The 15,302-nt window shown below is 64.6% G+C and carries 13 protein-coding genes; 4 read left to right on the top strand and 9 right to left on the bottom strand.

Translation table 11 applies throughout. The features are described from left to right. The first annotated feature begins 185 nt into the window (after positions 1-185). Positions 186-1,109: a site-specific tyrosine recombinase gene (locus tag GO707_RS04275; RefSeq protein WP_241520702.1), complete on the top strand. Its 924-nt coding sequence runs from the start codon at positions 186-188 to the stop codon at positions 1,107-1,109. Here the strand turns inward: GO707_RS04275 and GO707_RS04280 are convergent. From GO707_RS04280 to GO707_RS04305, 6 genes are all read right to left on the bottom strand, one after another. Continuing rightward, positions 1,106-2,134 carry an asparaginase gene (locus GO707_RS04280; RefSeq protein WP_114539924.1) on the bottom strand — a complete coding sequence of 343 codons (1,029 nt, stop codon included), beginning with the start codon at positions 2,132-2,134 and terminating at the stop codon, positions 1,106-1,108. The genes GO707_RS04275 and GO707_RS04280 overlap by 4 nt on opposite strands. A gap of 3 nt (positions 2,135-2,137) precedes the next feature. Continuing rightward, the gene (locus tag GO707_RS04285) at positions 2,138-2,905 is read right to left on the bottom strand and encodes a trimeric intracellular cation channel family protein (protein WP_114539925.1); all 768 of its coding nucleotides are present in this window, start codon (positions 2,903-2,905) and stop codon (positions 2,138-2,140) included. A gap of 3 nt (positions 2,906-2,908) precedes the next feature. Further along, on the bottom strand, positions 2,909-4,390 hold the full coding sequence (locus GO707_RS04290; RefSeq protein ID WP_157012231.1) for a DUF1846 domain-containing protein: 1,482 nt from the start codon (positions 4,388-4,390) through the stop codon (positions 2,909-2,911). 144 nt (positions 4,391-4,534) lie between these two features. After that, positions 4,535-4,864 carry a type II toxin-antitoxin system HicB family antitoxin gene (locus GO707_RS04295; RefSeq protein WP_114539927.1) on the bottom strand — a complete coding sequence of 110 codons (330 nt, stop codon included), beginning with the start codon at positions 4,862-4,864 and terminating at the stop codon, positions 4,535-4,537. After that, complete coding sequence (locus GO707_RS04300) at positions 4,861-5,118, bottom strand: type II toxin-antitoxin system HicA family toxin (protein ID WP_114539928.1); 258 nt, start codon at positions 5,116-5,118, stop codon at positions 4,861-4,863. The genes GO707_RS04295 and GO707_RS04300 overlap by 4 nt, the downstream gene beginning before the upstream one ends. Before the next feature lie 121 nt (positions 5,119-5,239). Next, complete coding sequence (locus GO707_RS04305) at positions 5,240-6,772, bottom strand: helix-turn-helix domain-containing protein (RefSeq protein WP_173112424.1); 1,533 nt, start codon at positions 6,770-6,772, stop codon at positions 5,240-5,242. A 214-nt stretch (positions 6,773-6,986) separates the two neighbouring features. Between GO707_RS04305 and GO707_RS04310 the strand changes: the two genes are divergently transcribed. Beyond that, complete coding sequence (locus GO707_RS04310) at positions 6,987-8,669, top strand: FAD-dependent oxidoreductase (RefSeq protein ID WP_227070501.1); 1,683 nt, start codon at positions 6,987-6,989, stop codon at positions 8,667-8,669. 176 nt (positions 8,670-8,845) lie between these two features. Here the strand turns inward: GO707_RS04310 and GO707_RS04315 are convergent, their stop codons facing one another. Then, positions 8,846-9,334 carry a DUF1269 domain-containing protein gene (locus GO707_RS04315; protein WP_022740296.1) on the bottom strand — a complete coding sequence of 163 codons (489 nt, stop codon included), beginning with the start codon at positions 9,332-9,334 and terminating at the stop codon, positions 8,846-8,848. Positions 9,335-9,679: 345 nt separating this feature from the next. Here GO707_RS04315 and GO707_RS04320 point away from each other — a divergent pair, with 345 nt between their 5' ends. Beyond that, a complete protein-coding gene (locus GO707_RS04320) occupies positions 9,680-11,293 on the top strand; it encodes a CTP synthase (RefSeq protein ID WP_157012232.1) in 1,614 nt (537 codons plus the stop codon). 2 nt (positions 11,294-11,295) lie between these two features. On the opposite strand, the gene map is transcribed toward GO707_RS04320, so the two are convergent. After that, positions 11,296-12,069, bottom strand: a complete 774-nt coding sequence (gene map, locus GO707_RS04325) for a type I methionyl aminopeptidase (protein ID WP_302783217.1) — start codon at positions 12,067-12,069, stop codon at positions 11,296-11,298. A 4-nt stretch (positions 12,070-12,073) separates the two neighbouring features. Beyond that, a complete protein-coding gene (gene murJ / locus GO707_RS04330) occupies positions 12,074-14,077 on the bottom strand; it encodes a murein biosynthesis integral membrane protein MurJ (protein WP_157012233.1) in 2,004 nt (667 codons plus the stop codon). Positions 14,078-14,143: 66 nt separating this feature from the next. Between murJ and GO707_RS04335 the strand changes: the two genes are divergently transcribed. Then, complete coding sequence (locus GO707_RS04335; RefSeq protein WP_157012234.1) at positions 14,144-15,172, top strand: NAD(+)/NADH kinase; 1,029 nt, start codon at positions 14,144-14,146, stop codon at positions 15,170-15,172. Positions 15,173-15,302 lie beyond the last annotated feature (130 nt).

The following is a 15,302-nucleotide window of genomic DNA, read 5'->3' on the forward strand; positions in this document are numbered from 1 at the left end:
CGGATGGTGGGGCGCGGTGGGGCGCGCGACCGCGCACGTGCCACCTGTGAACGAGATTTGAAGAGGTGCGCCAAGACGGCCGCCGAGCGGCTACAATGAGGTCCGCGCATCCTGCGCCGAGTCCTGCACCGTCCCGATCGGAGACGCAGCGAAAAGTCGGAAGATCTCCCGAAAGAAGGAGCCCCGTGTTCGAATTAGAGAACGCCCTGGACGAGTACTTGTCCCATCTGCGCATCGAGCGCGGGGCATCGCCGCGCACGGCCGAGGCCTACCGACGCGATCTGGAGGACTACCTCGCCTTCCTCGACGGCGAGGGCGTGGAGGGCTTCGGCGACATCGACCGCGAGAAGGTGGCCGCCTTCGAACGCAGCCTCATGGAGCAGAACCTCGCCGTCACCACCGTGCGCCGGCGCATCTCCGCCGTGCGCGGCTACCACCGGTTCCTTGTGCGCGAGGGGCTCACCGATGCGAACCCGGCCGACGCCGTGGACATTCCCAAGGCCGCCGACCGGCTGCCGGACGTGCTTTCCATCGAGGAAGTGGGCAAGATGCTGGACGCCTTCGTGGGCGAGCGCCCGAGCGACTTGCGCGACCGGGCGCTTTTGGAAGTGCTCTACGGTTGCGGGCTGCGCGCCAGCGAGGCCGTGGGGCTCGATATGGAGGCCGTCAACTTCGACGACGGCTTCCTGCGCGTGTTCGGCAAGGGATCCAAGGAGCGCATCGTGCCCATTGCCGGCGCGGCCGAGCGCGCGCTGCGCCGGTATTTAGCCGAAGGGCGCCCGGCCCTCGCGCGCGCGGCCGCCAACCCAACCGCCGATGCCACAGCTGCGGTGTTCCTGAACCAGCGGGGCGGCCGCCTCGGGCGCCAGAGCGTCTTCAACCTGGCGCGCAAGGCCGGCCGCGTCATCGGCCGCTACGATCTGCACCCCCACACCTTGCGCCACTCGTTTGCCACCCACATGCTGAAGGGCGGCGCCGATCTGCGCGTGCTGCAGGAGATCTTGGGCCACGCCGACATGTCCACCCTGCAGGTGTACACGCACCTCGACCGCACCCACCTCCACGAGGAGTACGCCCACGCCCATCCCCGCGACAAAATGAATATCTAGACCGTCATCTCCCCGGCGAGGGGCTTAACCATGGCGGCGGCCACCTCGGTCGCCGTGAGGCCCTGGCCGAACAAGTACATGAGCTTGGTGAGGGCCGCCTCGCAGGTCATGTCGTAACCGGACACGACGCCGGAGCGCGCCAGAGCGTCACCGGTGGCGTAGCGCTTCTCCTCCACACCGCCCGCAGGGCACTGGGTCACGTTCACGACCACCTTTCCCGCGCGCACCGTATCGGCCATAAGCTCGGTGAACCATGACTCGGTGGGCGCGTTGCCGGCGCCGAACGTGCGCAGCACGAGGGCCTTCACGGCCTTCGATTCCAGCTGGGGCCGCAGCACCGCCTCGGTGATACCGGGATACAGAAACACCACCGACACCGCATCGTCCATGGCGAGCGCCGCCGCCAGCGTCCCTCCCGTAGCGGGCCGAGCGAGCAGGCGCTCGCGGAAAACGATGTGCAGGTCCATGTCGGCCAAGGGCGGGTAATTGAACGATTGGAAGGCGCCGAAATTTGTGGAGCTGACCTTCGTCGCGCGGTTGCCGCGCCACAGATGGCGCCCGAACGAGATGGCCACCTCCTGCACCATGGGCTCGCCGGCATCGGTACGGGCCGCAGCGATCTGCAGCGCCGTGATGAGGTTCTCAGTACCGTCCTCGCGGATCTCGCCGATGGGCAGCTGGCTTCCCGTGAGCACCACCGGTTTGGCCAGACCGGACAGCATGAACGAGAGCGCCGAGGCGGTGTAGGCCATGGTATCGGTGCCATGCAGCACGACGAAACCGTCGAAGTCCTCGTAGCGGTCGGCGATCACGGACGCTATCCGGGCCCAGCAGGCCGGGTTCATGTTCGAGGAATCGATGGGCGGATCCATCTCCACGTGATCGAGGTTAAAGCCGAGACGCCCGATCTTCGGCACGTTCTTCATCAGATGATCGAAGCTGAAGGGCACGAGCGCGCCGGTGGAGAGATCCTCGGTCATGCCGATGGTGCCCCCGGTGTACACGATGAGAATGCGGGGTTGCATAAGCTAATCCTTTCGATGGCGAAACCACGAGGCGCGGGTGGCGGGCTCCTTCTTGCGATGCAGGGTGGCGCGGCGAAACAGCTCGGCGCAGAAGTGCTTGGCCGTTCGCGCGCCACGGGCCACCTTCGGCGTGAGGTCGGCCTCGTCGGAGGTCTTCCAATCGTAGTACACCGACAGGTAGCGCAGAAACACCACGGTGAACACGCAGGCCGCGGCCGCCAGCACGAGCGGCGCCTTCGCGAAAGCCATGGCCGCGAACACGAACGCGCCGCCGAATCCGGCCACCGCGTAGAAGTTCGAGCGCTGGAACACGCCCGGCGTCTCCCCCACCGAGATATCGCGCAGAGCGCCGCCGCCCACGCTGGTAAGCGCGCCCAAAATGACCACCATCACGAAGCCCTCCCCGCAAGCGAAGGCCTTGTTGGCCCCGGCCAGTGCGAACAGGGCCACCGAGAGCGCGTCGGCGAAGAACAGCACCTGGCCCGTGTGGCGAAACAGCCCCCGGAAGTAGAACACGAACACCGCCAGGCAGATGCATATGAGGATGACCTCGGGATATTCCATGAAGTAGACCCCGTGATCCTGCAGCAGCAGATCGCGGATGATGCCGCCGCCGTAGGCTGTCACGAGGCCCAACACAATGGTGCCCACGATGTCCAGCTTGCGGTCGCAGGCGAAGATGGCCCCGGTGAGAACGCCCACGGCGACGCTGAAGAAGTCGGCCCCGAAGGGCACCTGCAGGGCGCCTCCCCCGGCGAAAAACTGATCCATGGCTTACTTGTGGTAGAAGCGGTGCTGCTCGTACTTCGGCTCGCAGCACACGTTGATGCCGAGTGTCTTGTACAGCTTCTCGTCGGCCGCGGAGATGATGACCGAGAAGTAGGCGTCGCAACCGCGCAGCTTGTCGGCGTTGTCGATGAGCTCGGCGGCCAGCGGGTTGTGCACCGAGGAGATGGACAGCGCCAGCAGCGTCTCGTCGGAGTGCAGGCGCGGGTTGTGGCTCTTCAGGTGCTCGGTCTTCAGGTGGCAGATGGGCTCCAGCACGTCGTCGGAGATGACATAGAGCTCGTCGTCGACCCCCGAGACGCCCTTGAGCGCGTTCATGAGCAGCGCCGAGGCCGCACCGAGCAGGTTGCCCGTCTTGCCCGTCACCACGCGCCCGTCCGGCAGCACCATGGCACCGGCGGGGCCGCCCGTCATTTCCTCCTTCAGAAGTGCCGCCGAGCGGGCCGGCGAGAGATTCTGGGTGATGTTCGCCTGGTTCATGAGCAGCTCGATCTTCTTCAGGGCCTCCTCGCCCACGCCCGTGCGCTTGATCTCCTCGGCGGTCTGGAAGTAACGGCGCACGATCTCGTTGTTGCCCGCCTCGCGGCACGCCTCGTCGTCGGAAATGGCCAGCCCCGCCATGTTCACGCCCATGTCCGTGGGCGACTGGTAGGGACACTCACCGGAGATGCGCTCCATGGTGGCGCGCAGCACAGGGAAGATCTCCACGTCGCGGTTGTAGTTCACCGTGGTCTCGCCGTAGGCCTCCAAATGAAACGGATCGATGATGTTGTCGTCGTCCAAATCGGCCGTGGCCGCCTCATAGGCGATGTTCACCGGATGGGACAGCGGCAGATTCCAAATGGGGAAGGTCTCGTACTTGGCGTAGCCGGCGGTGATGCCACGCTTGTGCTCATGATAGAGCTGGGAGAGGCAGGTGGCCATCTTGCCCGAGCCGGGGCCCGGGGCGGTCACCACGACGATGGGGCGCTCGGTTTCGATGTACTCGTTTTTGCCGAAGCCCTCGTCGGAGACGATGTAGTCGATGTCGTTGGGATAGCCCGGAATCGGGTAATGCAGGTAGCTCGTGATGCCCATGGCCGTGAGCCGCTTGCGGAACAGGTCGGCGTCGGGCTGGTTGGCGTAGCGGGTGATGACCACGCTTCCCACTTTGAAGCCCATGGAGCGGAAGATGTCCATGAGGCGCAGCACGTCCTCGTCGTAGGTGATGCCGAGGTCGCCGCGCACCTTCGAGCGCTCGATGTCGTTGGCGTTGATGGCGATGACGATCTCCACGTCATCCTTCATCGATTGCAGCATGGAGATCTTCGTGTCCGGCTTGAAGCCGGGCAGCACGCGCGAGGCATGGTGGTCGTCGAAGAGCTTGCCGCCGAACTCGAGGTAGAGCTTGCCGCCGAACTGATCGACCCGCTCGCGGATACGTTCGGCCTGCAGCTCGATGTACTTGTCGTTGTCGAATCCCTCGCGCATGGGCGACACTCCTTCGAAGACGGGGGCACGAATCCGCCGCGCCCGGGCAGGCGCAGGCAACCGATTCAGTATAACGCAGCAGCCTGCCATCCCCCAGCGACTTCCCGCCCGTTCGCGTCATTTGCACAGACGGCACGAGACGCCCTACAGAGCGGCGGCGATGGCGTCGGCAACGAACTGGTTCAGCGATTCCTTCCGCACGGCCGCGGCCAGGGCGGCAGCGCGATGCAAATCAGGATTGATGCGCACGTTGAACGATCCCTTATAGGATTTCTCCGGCTGCTTCCCTTTTTCCTTGCAAAAGGAAAGGTAATCGTCGACGGCCTCATGGAAAGCGCTTTCCACCCCCGCGGCAGTCTCCACCTCGAAGTACACACCGTCGCTCATGCCGACCACCGACCCGCAGAGCAGCCCTTCCTCGCTATCGAATTCCACCGTTGCGTAATAGCCCCGGTAGGACAACACGTTGCTCATAGCTCATCCTCTCCGTGGAGAAATCTCACTGCCGCCCGAACCGCGCCGCGGGACATCTCGTCGGACGGATGCGGCGCGTGCATGATGAGCATGCGCCCATCCCGTGCCCGATAGAACCGCACGCGAGAGCCCGAGGTGGAGCCCTTTTGATCGAGCTCGTAGCCCAGATGCTCCATGATGCGAGTGAAATCGCGAAACCGAAACGTGCGGGGCATCTCCATGAGCATCGCCAGCAACTTCTCCACCTGAGTCATCGTTGCCTTCTTTCTGCAACTAAATTATAGTTGCTTTCTTTCTCCTCTTCAACCTCTTTTTCGTCTCATAATATAGTACATTTGTTCTTATTATACAAGATCTAATAAGAGACCCAGAGCGCTACTGATCAGCGACGCGCTCTATGAGAGTGATGAGTTCTTGGCGGGAATGAACATCGCATTTTCCATAGATGTGCTTGATATGAGAGCGCACGGTGTTGGTGGTGACGAACTGCAGCTCGGCGATGAAGGCAGCAGAGCGGCCTGCGGCGAACAGGCGCAGCACCTCGGTCTCCCGCGGCGACAACCGGAACCGTTCGGATACGCGCGCCACGCCGCGACCGTAGGGGCTCGAAGCGCTTTCCCCGGAGGCATCTTCCAGGCGGCAGCCTTCCCCATGCAGCGCCTCACCGCCCCCGCGGTGCCCTCCCGTCAGAGACCCCAAAACCCCCGCGTCTATATCAATCTCTTGCCTTCGTACGGCATCCCCGCCAGCCGATCCATCGCCGCGGCCCCACAGCAGATCATTCACGTGTTTCTCGGTGAATACCCACACGGCGCATATGAGCAGCGCAAGGGCCAGTACCGCCGCCACCATGCGCCTATCGAGTCCGCCGGGGCCGGTAGCCGCCTCCAACGAGCATCCCAGCAGATAGCCTACGGTCTCAATCAAATAGAAGCCCGACAGCAGCGAAAGCGGTCGCACGCGCAGGGAAAGAGCCAACTCGGCTAGTACCAAATAGGTCGTCATCTCGAAGAGGGAATAACCCGTGGACATGAGGGCGCTCGACAGCGGCGAGTAACCACCTTGGGCGAGGAACACGAGGAAGGCCGCAGTGGCGAAGGTGATAAGCGTCTTGGCCAGCGTGGCGACGAAAGCCGACCCAAGCAGCCCCGCCACAGCCACGAACAGCAGTACGGCAGCGAATTTGGTGCCCACGATGACGCCGACGACCACATTTGCGTCCTGCTGGTAGAGCAGCTGCTGAAGGAAGCCGAAGCCCGCGGATACCATCGCCAAACCCACCATGAGGGAAGGCGGAAAGGAGCCGGTTCGCTTGAACACCGGATCCGCGCAGGGCGCCCACACGCCGCGTCTCCACGCTCGGTAAGATAGTCCCAAAGCCACCGAACCGGCGATAAGAAGAGCAATGGTCCCCTCGAAGGGCGCCCCGTCTCCGATGACAGCAAGCGGCGCGTTGACAAGCGCGCTGCCCACCACCGCGCGGAGAACCCACAGCGACGAGCAGGAGCACAGCAACTCGAGCACCATCACGGTGAGCAGCGCCGAGGCTCCCTGCACGCACGCGATGCCGATCCATGCGGAGATGATGCCATAGGCGGTGTTCGATGCGCCCGCACACAGCAACATACCGAGCACGTTGGAAGCGGGTGCCACCGCGAAGAGCCAAGGCTGCGCGACCGCGCTGCCGACAGATCGCGCCGTCACGAGCAGCAGGCCGTAGGCGACCACCGAGAGCAGTTCCGGAGTCCCGAAGGACGCGAGCGCCGAGGCCGACGTTCCCGAAAGTGCCCGCAGCGCTCCCACGGGAAAGGCCGAGGATGCCTCCATAGCTGCGAACAGCAGCGCCATAGCCCATACGAGGGGCATTGAAAGCGTCGCGCGCACCGTCTGCAAAGCGTTGTGTGCCATAGCCCTCCTTTCGAGGGCATTATGCCAGATAACATCCCTCCCCTCCCCAATTTCACCCAAAAGTGGGGATGATCGAACGGCCCGGGAGACAGCATTTTCATCAGTTTCGCGGTCTGGGCGATCCGAGGTAGCCGCCGTAGGATGGCGGACGTGCCTGGGCCAAAAACAGCACGGGCCTTTAAAACCAGAGAAAGGATACGGGAGGATGAGCACGATGCACGACACCCCAAGCAATACGGCACTTTCACGACGTGGATTCCTCAAAGCAGCCGCCTTGAGCGGAGCAGGACTGGCCGGTGCGACCATGCTGGGCGGCTGCGCCCCCGCAACGTCCTCTTCGAATAGCAGCGCGACAAGTGGCGACGACCTCGCCGCCACGGGAGAGCCCTCGTTCCTCACTGCCCCCGCATCCATCGATGCTGACGAGATAGCCGAAACCGTCGACACCGATGTGCTCGTTATCGGCTCGGGTATCGCCGGCGCCATCACCGCGAGCAGCTGCACCGAGCAGGGCCTGAAGGTGTTCCTCGTGGAGAAGGCCGAGGCTCCCCGCAACATCGGCCTGGACTACGGCTTTGTCAATCCCGGTATCATGGCCGAAAAGAACATCGAGCCCGTGGATGTGTATGAAGTGGTGCGCGACCACATGGAGAAGTCCTGCCATCGCTGCCGTGGCGACAAAGTCTATCGCTTCATGAGCGAATCCGGAGCCGCCGGCGACTGGTACCTCGAGAAGGCCCGCGGCTACGGATTCGTTCCCGAAGTCATCGCCATGAAGAGCAACAGCGACCACTTCAAGAACTACGTGCACGTTGTGGAGTTATGGCCCGACGAGGGCGCCGTCGCCGACGACGGCGACTGGTATGCGGCAACGAAGGCCATGATCGCGAACCTCCAGCAGGAGGTGGTGAGCGGCGGCGGTGAGTACCGCAACCTCACTGAGGCCGTGCAACTCCTCGTCGATGGCGGCCGCGTGACCGGCGCCATCTGCAAGGGCGAGAACGGCTATCTGCAGGTGAACGCGGCCAAGGGCGTCGTGTTGGCTTGCGGCGACTACGCAGCAGACCCAGAGATGCTGGACTACTATACCGCCTGGGATTTCGACAGCTTCGACCCTGATTTCTTCATCAACGAGAGCACGGGCACTGGCGATGGACACAAGATGGGTCTGTGGGCAGGCGCCGCAATGCAACCGGGACCGCATCCCCTCATGACCTTCATGGCCTACGCCTATTCCTATCTGCGCGTAAACAACCTGGGTCAGCGCTACGTCAATGAGGACGCAGGCTATACTGGCGGCGGCAATGCGCAGCTGATCCAGCCGGCGGCCGCTTCATGGGCCATCTGGGATGACAAGTGGCGCGAAGAGCTCCCGAATCAGATGCCCTATGCCGGCGGCATGAGCTGGGATCAAGACGGCCGACGCATTCAAGACCCGTGGACGCCGGAAGGCGAGGAAGAGCTCGCGTTCTCCTGGGAAATCGAGGATGGACTGCTTGTGCAGGCCAACAGCCTAGAGGAGCTGGCAAACGTCATGGGGCTGGCTCCCGAGGCCATCGAGACCTTCCTCGCCACCGTGAAGCGCTACAACGAACTCGTCGATGCGGGCGACACCGATTTCGGCAAACGACCCGAGCTTATGGCGAAGATCGAGCAGCCTCCCTTCTACGGCCTGCGCATGAACGTGGAACTGGGAGTGAGCGTCAGCGGCCTCATCACAAACGCCGACTCCGAGTGCCTCACCGAAGCGGGCGCAGTCATCCCCGGGCTGTATGCCGTGGGCAACAACGCCGGCGGCCTGTTCGGCATCGACTACAACGAAGTGACCATCCCGGGCATCTCGCTGGGCCGCTGCGTCACTTTCGGCTGGCTGCTCGGGCAGCACTTGGCGAAATAGCATGTTGGTCTTGATCGGCATTCTTATCAAAGCGACGACGGCTTGACGGAGCATCTCTCTGGCAACCACGACAAGCTGCTCCAATCGATAAGTATTCGCCGGTCAAACCATTGCACGTAAAAAGCGCCGACCTGAGGGCCGGCGCTTGAGGTTGCACATGCGTTTTGGAAGCTAAGCTAGCACTTGCCGAGCTCGCACTTGAGCTCTTCCTCGTCCTTGATGGACAGCGAGGTCTGCAGGATGTCGCCGCCGAAGGGGCGCATGGCCTCGGCGAACTTGTCCTCGGTCATGGAGCTGACCACCATGAACACGGCCGCCTCGTCCTTCTGGGTCAGCAGGTTGCGCACACGGTCCTGGAAGTCCTCGTCCACGCCGCGCTTCACGAAGAAGCCCGTGAGCGCGCCCAGGCCCGCGCCGATTGCGGCGCCCCAGAAGGGGATGAGGAAGATGAGCCCGAACAGCATGCCCCAGAACAGACCCCACACGGTGGAGTTGCCGATGGGCTGGCCCGGCGTGACCACGTCGAACTTGTCGTTGTCGCGGCGGGCGACCACGGCCACCGACTGGAGGTTCACGATGAAATCGTCGCCGAGGCTCAGCACCTCCTGATAGGCCTCCTTGGCCTTCTCCTCGGTGGGATAGCCCAAAACGAGCAGCGTAGACATAAGCGCGTCCTTTCTCTTGGAAACTGCGTTGACGCCCAGTCTAAAGATGACCCCGCAGCAAAGCGCAACGCGCCCGCGAACCGTCACTGCGCGGAAGGCACGCCGTTGTCGGCCCGTTATAGGATGCGCGACCGGATGGCGCGCGCCCATCTGCGCCTCCCTCACTGGCCGCCCGTTGCCCCGGTGCTCCCGACTCGTGTTTCGAACGCGTTACAACGTCGGCGCGTTTCATGTCGGAAACATTGGGGGCGTAGGCTGGTTAAGCGTTGGGAAGTCGCGCGGGCGCACGGCTTCGAGGCGCATGTTTCATGCCCGGGCGCGAGCCTGCGGCGGAAGGAGGCCGGCATGGCCAAGCACATCTTCGTTACCGGCGGCGTCGTCTCATCGCTCGGCAAGGGCATCACCGCCGCGTCCCTCGGCCAGCTTCTGAAGGCCCGGGGCTATAAAGTGACCATGCAGAAGATGGATCCGTATCTGAACGTGGACCCCGGCACCATGAGCCCCTTCCAGCACGGCGAGGTGTTCGTCACCGAGGACGGTCACGAGGGAGACTTAGACCTCGGCCACTACGAGCGCTTCATCGACGAGAACCTCTCCCGCGAGAGCAACTTCACCCAGGGCTCCATCTACCAGACGCTCATCGCCCGCGAGCGGCGCGGCGACTTCCTCGGCGGCACCGTGCAGGTCATCCCGCACGTGACCGAGGCCATCAAGGAGCGGATCCGCCGCGCGGCCGAGCAGTCCGGCGCCGACATCGTCATCTCGGAAATCGGCGGCACCATCGGCGACATCGAGGGCCTGCCCTTCATCGAGGCGGCGCGCCAGTTCAAGAAGGAGATGGGGCCGGGCAACGTGCTGTTCGTCCACGTGACGCTCGTGCCGTATATCGCCGCGGCCCACGAGGTGAAGACCAAGCCCACCCAGCACTCCGTGAAGGAGCTGCGATCCTTAGGCGTGCAGCCCGACTTCATCGTGTGCCGGTCCGATCACGAGATCACCGACGGCGTGCGCGAGAAGATCGCGCTGTTCTGCGACGTCGATACCGACGACGTGCTGGCCTGCCCCGATGAGCCGTCCATCTACGAAGTACCCATCAGCCTCTACGAGCAGGGATTCGACATCTCGGCCCTGGCGAAGATGGGACTCGCGCCCCGCAAGATAAAGCTCGCTCCCTGGCGCGCCTTCCTGAAAGCGAAGGACGCCTGTTCGGGCGATCTGGACATCGCCGTGGTGGGCAAGTACGTGAGCCTACCGGATGCCTACCTCTCCATCAACGAGGCGCTCGTGGCCGCCGGCATCGCGGCGGGGCGCCACGTGAACGTGCACCTCATCGACGGCGAGGAGCTCACCGACAAGAACGCTGAGAAAGTGCTCGGCGCCATGGACGGCATCCTCGTGCCGGGCGGCTTCGGCGCCCGCGCCTTCGAGGGCAAGATCGCCGCCGCCCGCTACGCCCGCGAGAACAATGTGCCGTTTCTAGGCATCTGCCTGGGGCTTCAGGCGGCCGTCTGCTCCTTCGCCCGCGACGTGTGCGGTTTGGAAGGCGCCACTTCCGCCGAGTTCGCCGACGCGGCACCGGAGGGGACGCCCCTCGTCATCGACCTCATGCCCGAGCAGGAGGACGTGGAAGACAAGGGCGGCACCATGCGCCTCGGGGCCTATCCCTGCAAGGTGGTGCCCGGCACCCGCGCGGCGGCGGCCTACGGCGAGCCCATCGTCTACGAGCGCCACCGCCACCGCTACGAGGTGAACAACGCCTATCGCGACGCCCTTGTGGAAGGGGGTCTCGTGATTTCGGGCCTCTCCCCCGACGAGCGCCTGGTGGAGATGATCGAGCTGCCCGACCATCCCTTCTTCGTCGCCAGCCAAGCCCACCCCGAGTTCAAGAGCCGCCCCACCAACCCCCATCCCCTGTTCCGCGCTTTCGTGGAGGCCGCCAACGAGCGCAAGGGGGCATAAGCCTACACGGGCCGCGGATGGCCTTCCTCGGTGGTGAGGACGACCGGGCCGTCCTCGGTGATGGCGACGGTTTTCTCGAAGTGCACCGAGGGCTTCCCGTCGCGAGTGCGCACAAGCCAGCCGTCAGAGCATTGCTTCACCTTGCGAGTGCCCGCATTCACCATGGGCTCGATGGCGAGCACCATGCCCGGCAGAAGCTTCAACCCCGTGCGACGACGCCCGAAGTTCGGGACGTTCGGATCCTCGTGCATCTCGCGGCCGATGCCGTGGCCCACATAGTCGCGCACCACCGAGTAGCCGGCCGCCTCGGCCAGCGACTGCACCGCGTGCCCGATATCGCCGAGGCGCTTGGTGGGACGCGCGTTGTCGAGTCCCTCCCACATGCAGCGCTCCCCCACCTCGAGCAGGCGCTGCACCTCGGGCGCCACCTTCCCCACCGGGTACGTCCAGGCGTTGTCGCCCACCCAGCCGTCCACGATGGCGCCGGTGTCGATGGAGATGATGTCCCCCTCGCGCAGGACGAGCTTCCTCGAGGGAATGCCGTGCACGACGGCATCGTTCACCGAGGCGCAAATGGAGCCGGGGAAGCCGCCGTAGCCCTTGAAGGCGGGAATGCCGCCCTCGGCGCGGATGACCTTCTCGGCGATGGCGTCCAGCTCGGCGGTGGTGATACCGGGCTCGACCGCCTCGCCCACACGCCGCAGCGCCAGCGCCGACACGCGGCCCGCCTCCTTCATGGCCTCGATCTGAGCCGGAGACTTCAACTTCACTGCCACGGAATCACGCTTTCCGTTTCAACGTTCGAGCCACCTTCCGCACAGCGCCGGAGATGAAGGACGCTTCGGGCCAGTTGCCGCGCACGGCGGGGCCGAACGTCACGACGAGGGCCGCCAGGCCGCCGACAACCACGTAGGCGAAGGCGCGGGCGACGCTGCCGTCCATGGGCCCGAAGCCGAGCGTGAGGCCCACGAGCATCCCATAGCCCACCACAGCCCCGGCGCCGCCCAAGGCGAGCGCCACGAAGAACGAGCGCATCACCGCGCCGAGCCCCATGGGGCCGAAGTGACGCCGCAGGTACGCGAAGGCGATCACGTCGCCGATCACATAGGAGACGATGGTCGAGGCCGCGATGGACTCCAGCGTCACGTCCAGCCCCTGCTGGTAGGCCCAGGCCGCCCCCAGCGTGACCGCCACCTGGGCCGCCACGGCCACAAAGTTGATGACCGAGAAGACCCCCATGCGCCGGATGGAGCTGAAGATCTTGTTCAGGTAGGCGTTCACCCCGTAGAACGGCAGCGCCACGGCCATGACGGCCAGATAGCTCGCGATCTGCCCGATGGCATCGGCGGTGAACGCGCCGATATGGTACAGCGTCACGAGCGGTGTGGAGAACACCACGAGGTAAAGCGCCATGGGGATCATGAGAAAGAGAATTTGCCGCGTGCCGTCGATGATGCCGGCGACGACGCCGCGAGTATTCCCGTCGGCCTGCATGTCCGACAGCTCCGTGAACAGCGTCGTGGTCACGGGCACCGCGAGGAACGAGTACGGGAACGTGAACCACAGCCGCGCGTAGGCGATGACCGAAGGGCCGTTGTCGGCGAACACGTAGGAGGCGGCGTTCTGGGCGGACACCGTGGCAAACGAGCACACGGTGACGAACACCGCCGGCGCGCCGAGGCGCAGCGTGTCGGCCAGCGCCGGGTCGTGCCAATCGATACGCGGCCGCAGACGGATGCCCACCTTCTTCAAGGCCGGAATCTGGAAGGCCATCTGCACGAAGACGCCGAGCGGATTGCCAATGGCGATGGCGAGGAAGGCCAGATTCTGGTCGGTTTGGGCGATGATGGCATACAAGATGAACGAGGCGATGACGATGAGGTTGTTGAACACCGGCGCAAAGGAGGACCAGAAGTACTCGCGGTTCGCGTTCAAAAGGCCTGACACGATAGACGAGGCGCCGTAGAAGACGATCTGGATGGCGAAGAATTGGAAGAAGAACACCGCGAGCGCCATCTCGTCCTGGTTCGAGTAGAAGCTCTGGGTATAGATGATCTGCCCGGCGAACACCATGCAGAGCACCGAGACGATAGCGAGCAGCACCACGACGATGGTGAGCAGATTCGATGCGTACTCGTTGCCCCGCCTGTCGCCGAGCTGCTTTTTCACCGAGAGGTACACCGGCAGAAACGCCGTGATGAGCATGCCGCCCATGACCAGCTCGTAGAGCATGTTCGGCAGATTGTTCGCCACCTGGTAGGAGCTGGAGACGAAGGTTGAGCCCAACGCGAAGGCCATGGCCCAGGTGCGGGCGAAGCCGGTGATGCGGGAGATAATGACGCAGATGGAAATGAGGGCTGCGCTCGCCCCCACCGATTCGGCCGACAGCGCGCCGCTGCCCTCGCTGCGCCGGTTCGCGACCTCATCCTCGGCGGCCTCGGCGACGATCACCTCCTGCTGGCGGATGGACCCCTCGGCGGTGGCGCCGGGGATGGTGCGGTCGAGGCCCGCATGGGAGCCGACGACGGGAATGAGCCCTGTGGCGCCCGGGTCGGTCGGAGGACGCAGGAGCGTCTTGTCCGCGCCGCGATGGCGACCGCGGGCGGGAATGCGCGCCTCAGCGTTCGCCCGCGGGTTGTTGCGGGGGGCTCCCTGGGCCTGGGGCGCGTCGCCGTCGCCGCTCGCCGACGGCCGGCCGTGGCGGCCCAAAGGCGCAGCATTCCTATCCGTCGGGTCGGGCGGATTCGGGCGTATATGACGGGCTCGTTGGAGCTTGTCGGACATGGGCGAACTCTTCGATGATGAGCGGTATAATTCATCTATCATAGCAAACTCGGAAAGCAGAGCCCCATGCACATACTTGTCGTACGCAATAACTCCAACCCGCAAGCTGTTGACGCCTCGCTGCTGCTCACCGCCTATCTTACGAGCCAGGGAATCGAGGCGCTGCTCGTCGATTCCTCATCGCTGGGCACCGATGCGGGACGCCGCGAAGTGCGCGCGCAGCTGCCCGGGCAGCTGGCGCTGGTCGTCGTGCTCGGCGGCGACGGCACCGTGCTGCATACCGTACACCTGCTCCATGACCGCCAGGTTCCCATCCTGCCCATCAACTTCGGACGGCTGGGGTTTCTCGCCAACGCCGATACCGATGGCGTGGTGCCGCTGGTGGCCGAGGCCCTGGCCGGCGACTTGCGCGCCGAGCGCCGCAGCATTCTCTCCATCGAGGTGGTTTGCGAAGGCGAGCACGATCCGTACGGGGAGGCGAACGGGGCCGGAGAAGGCGCCGCCTGGGACAGGCCCGACGTGAACGCGAAGCCGAGCGCCGCCACCCCTTCTTCGGTTCGCAGGCCCGGGGAGACCGAAGGCGCCCCCTGGACGCCCGTCCCGGGTCGCTTCGGCGTCAACGGCCGGGGGCTCTCCGGCGCACGGCAGTTCTTCGCCCTGAACGAGGCGGCCATCACCCGCGGTGCCATGGGACGCATCATCGAGCTGACCTTGAACGTCTCGGGGGTGGACGTGGCCCGCATGCGCGGCGACGGCCTCGTCGTCTCCACGGCCACCGGCTCGACGGCCTACGCGCTCTCGGCCGGCGGCCCTTTGGTCTCCCCCGGCTTCAAGGGCATGATCGCCGTGCCGCTCGCTCCCCATACCCTGCGTTCCCGCGCCGTGGTCACCGATGCCAGCGACGTTATCGAGGTAGGCTTCGACGACACCGACGAGTTCCGCGAGGCGACCTTGTTCGTCGACGGCGATATCGTTCCGTTCGACGCGCCCCTGCGGAAGATATACGTGCAGTGCGCGCCCTTCGACGTCACGCTCCTGCGCGCCGACGGCGCCTCCTTCTACGAGCGCATCAGCAAGGACTTTTTCGGAGAGTAAGGAGACGTCCGCAGGTTGTTCCGTAGGGGGCGACCTCGGTCGCCCCTCACCACAAGCAAGATCAATCCTGTCGGGAGGGCCGACCAAGGTCGGCCCCTACGGAACAACCTGCATGGCGCTCGCAGAATGT

It is taken from the genome of Adlercreutzia rubneri (assembly GCF_009755265.1).
Classification (GTDB): Bacteria; Actinomycetota; Coriobacteriia; order Coriobacteriales; family Eggerthellaceae; genus Adlercreutzia; species Adlercreutzia rubneri.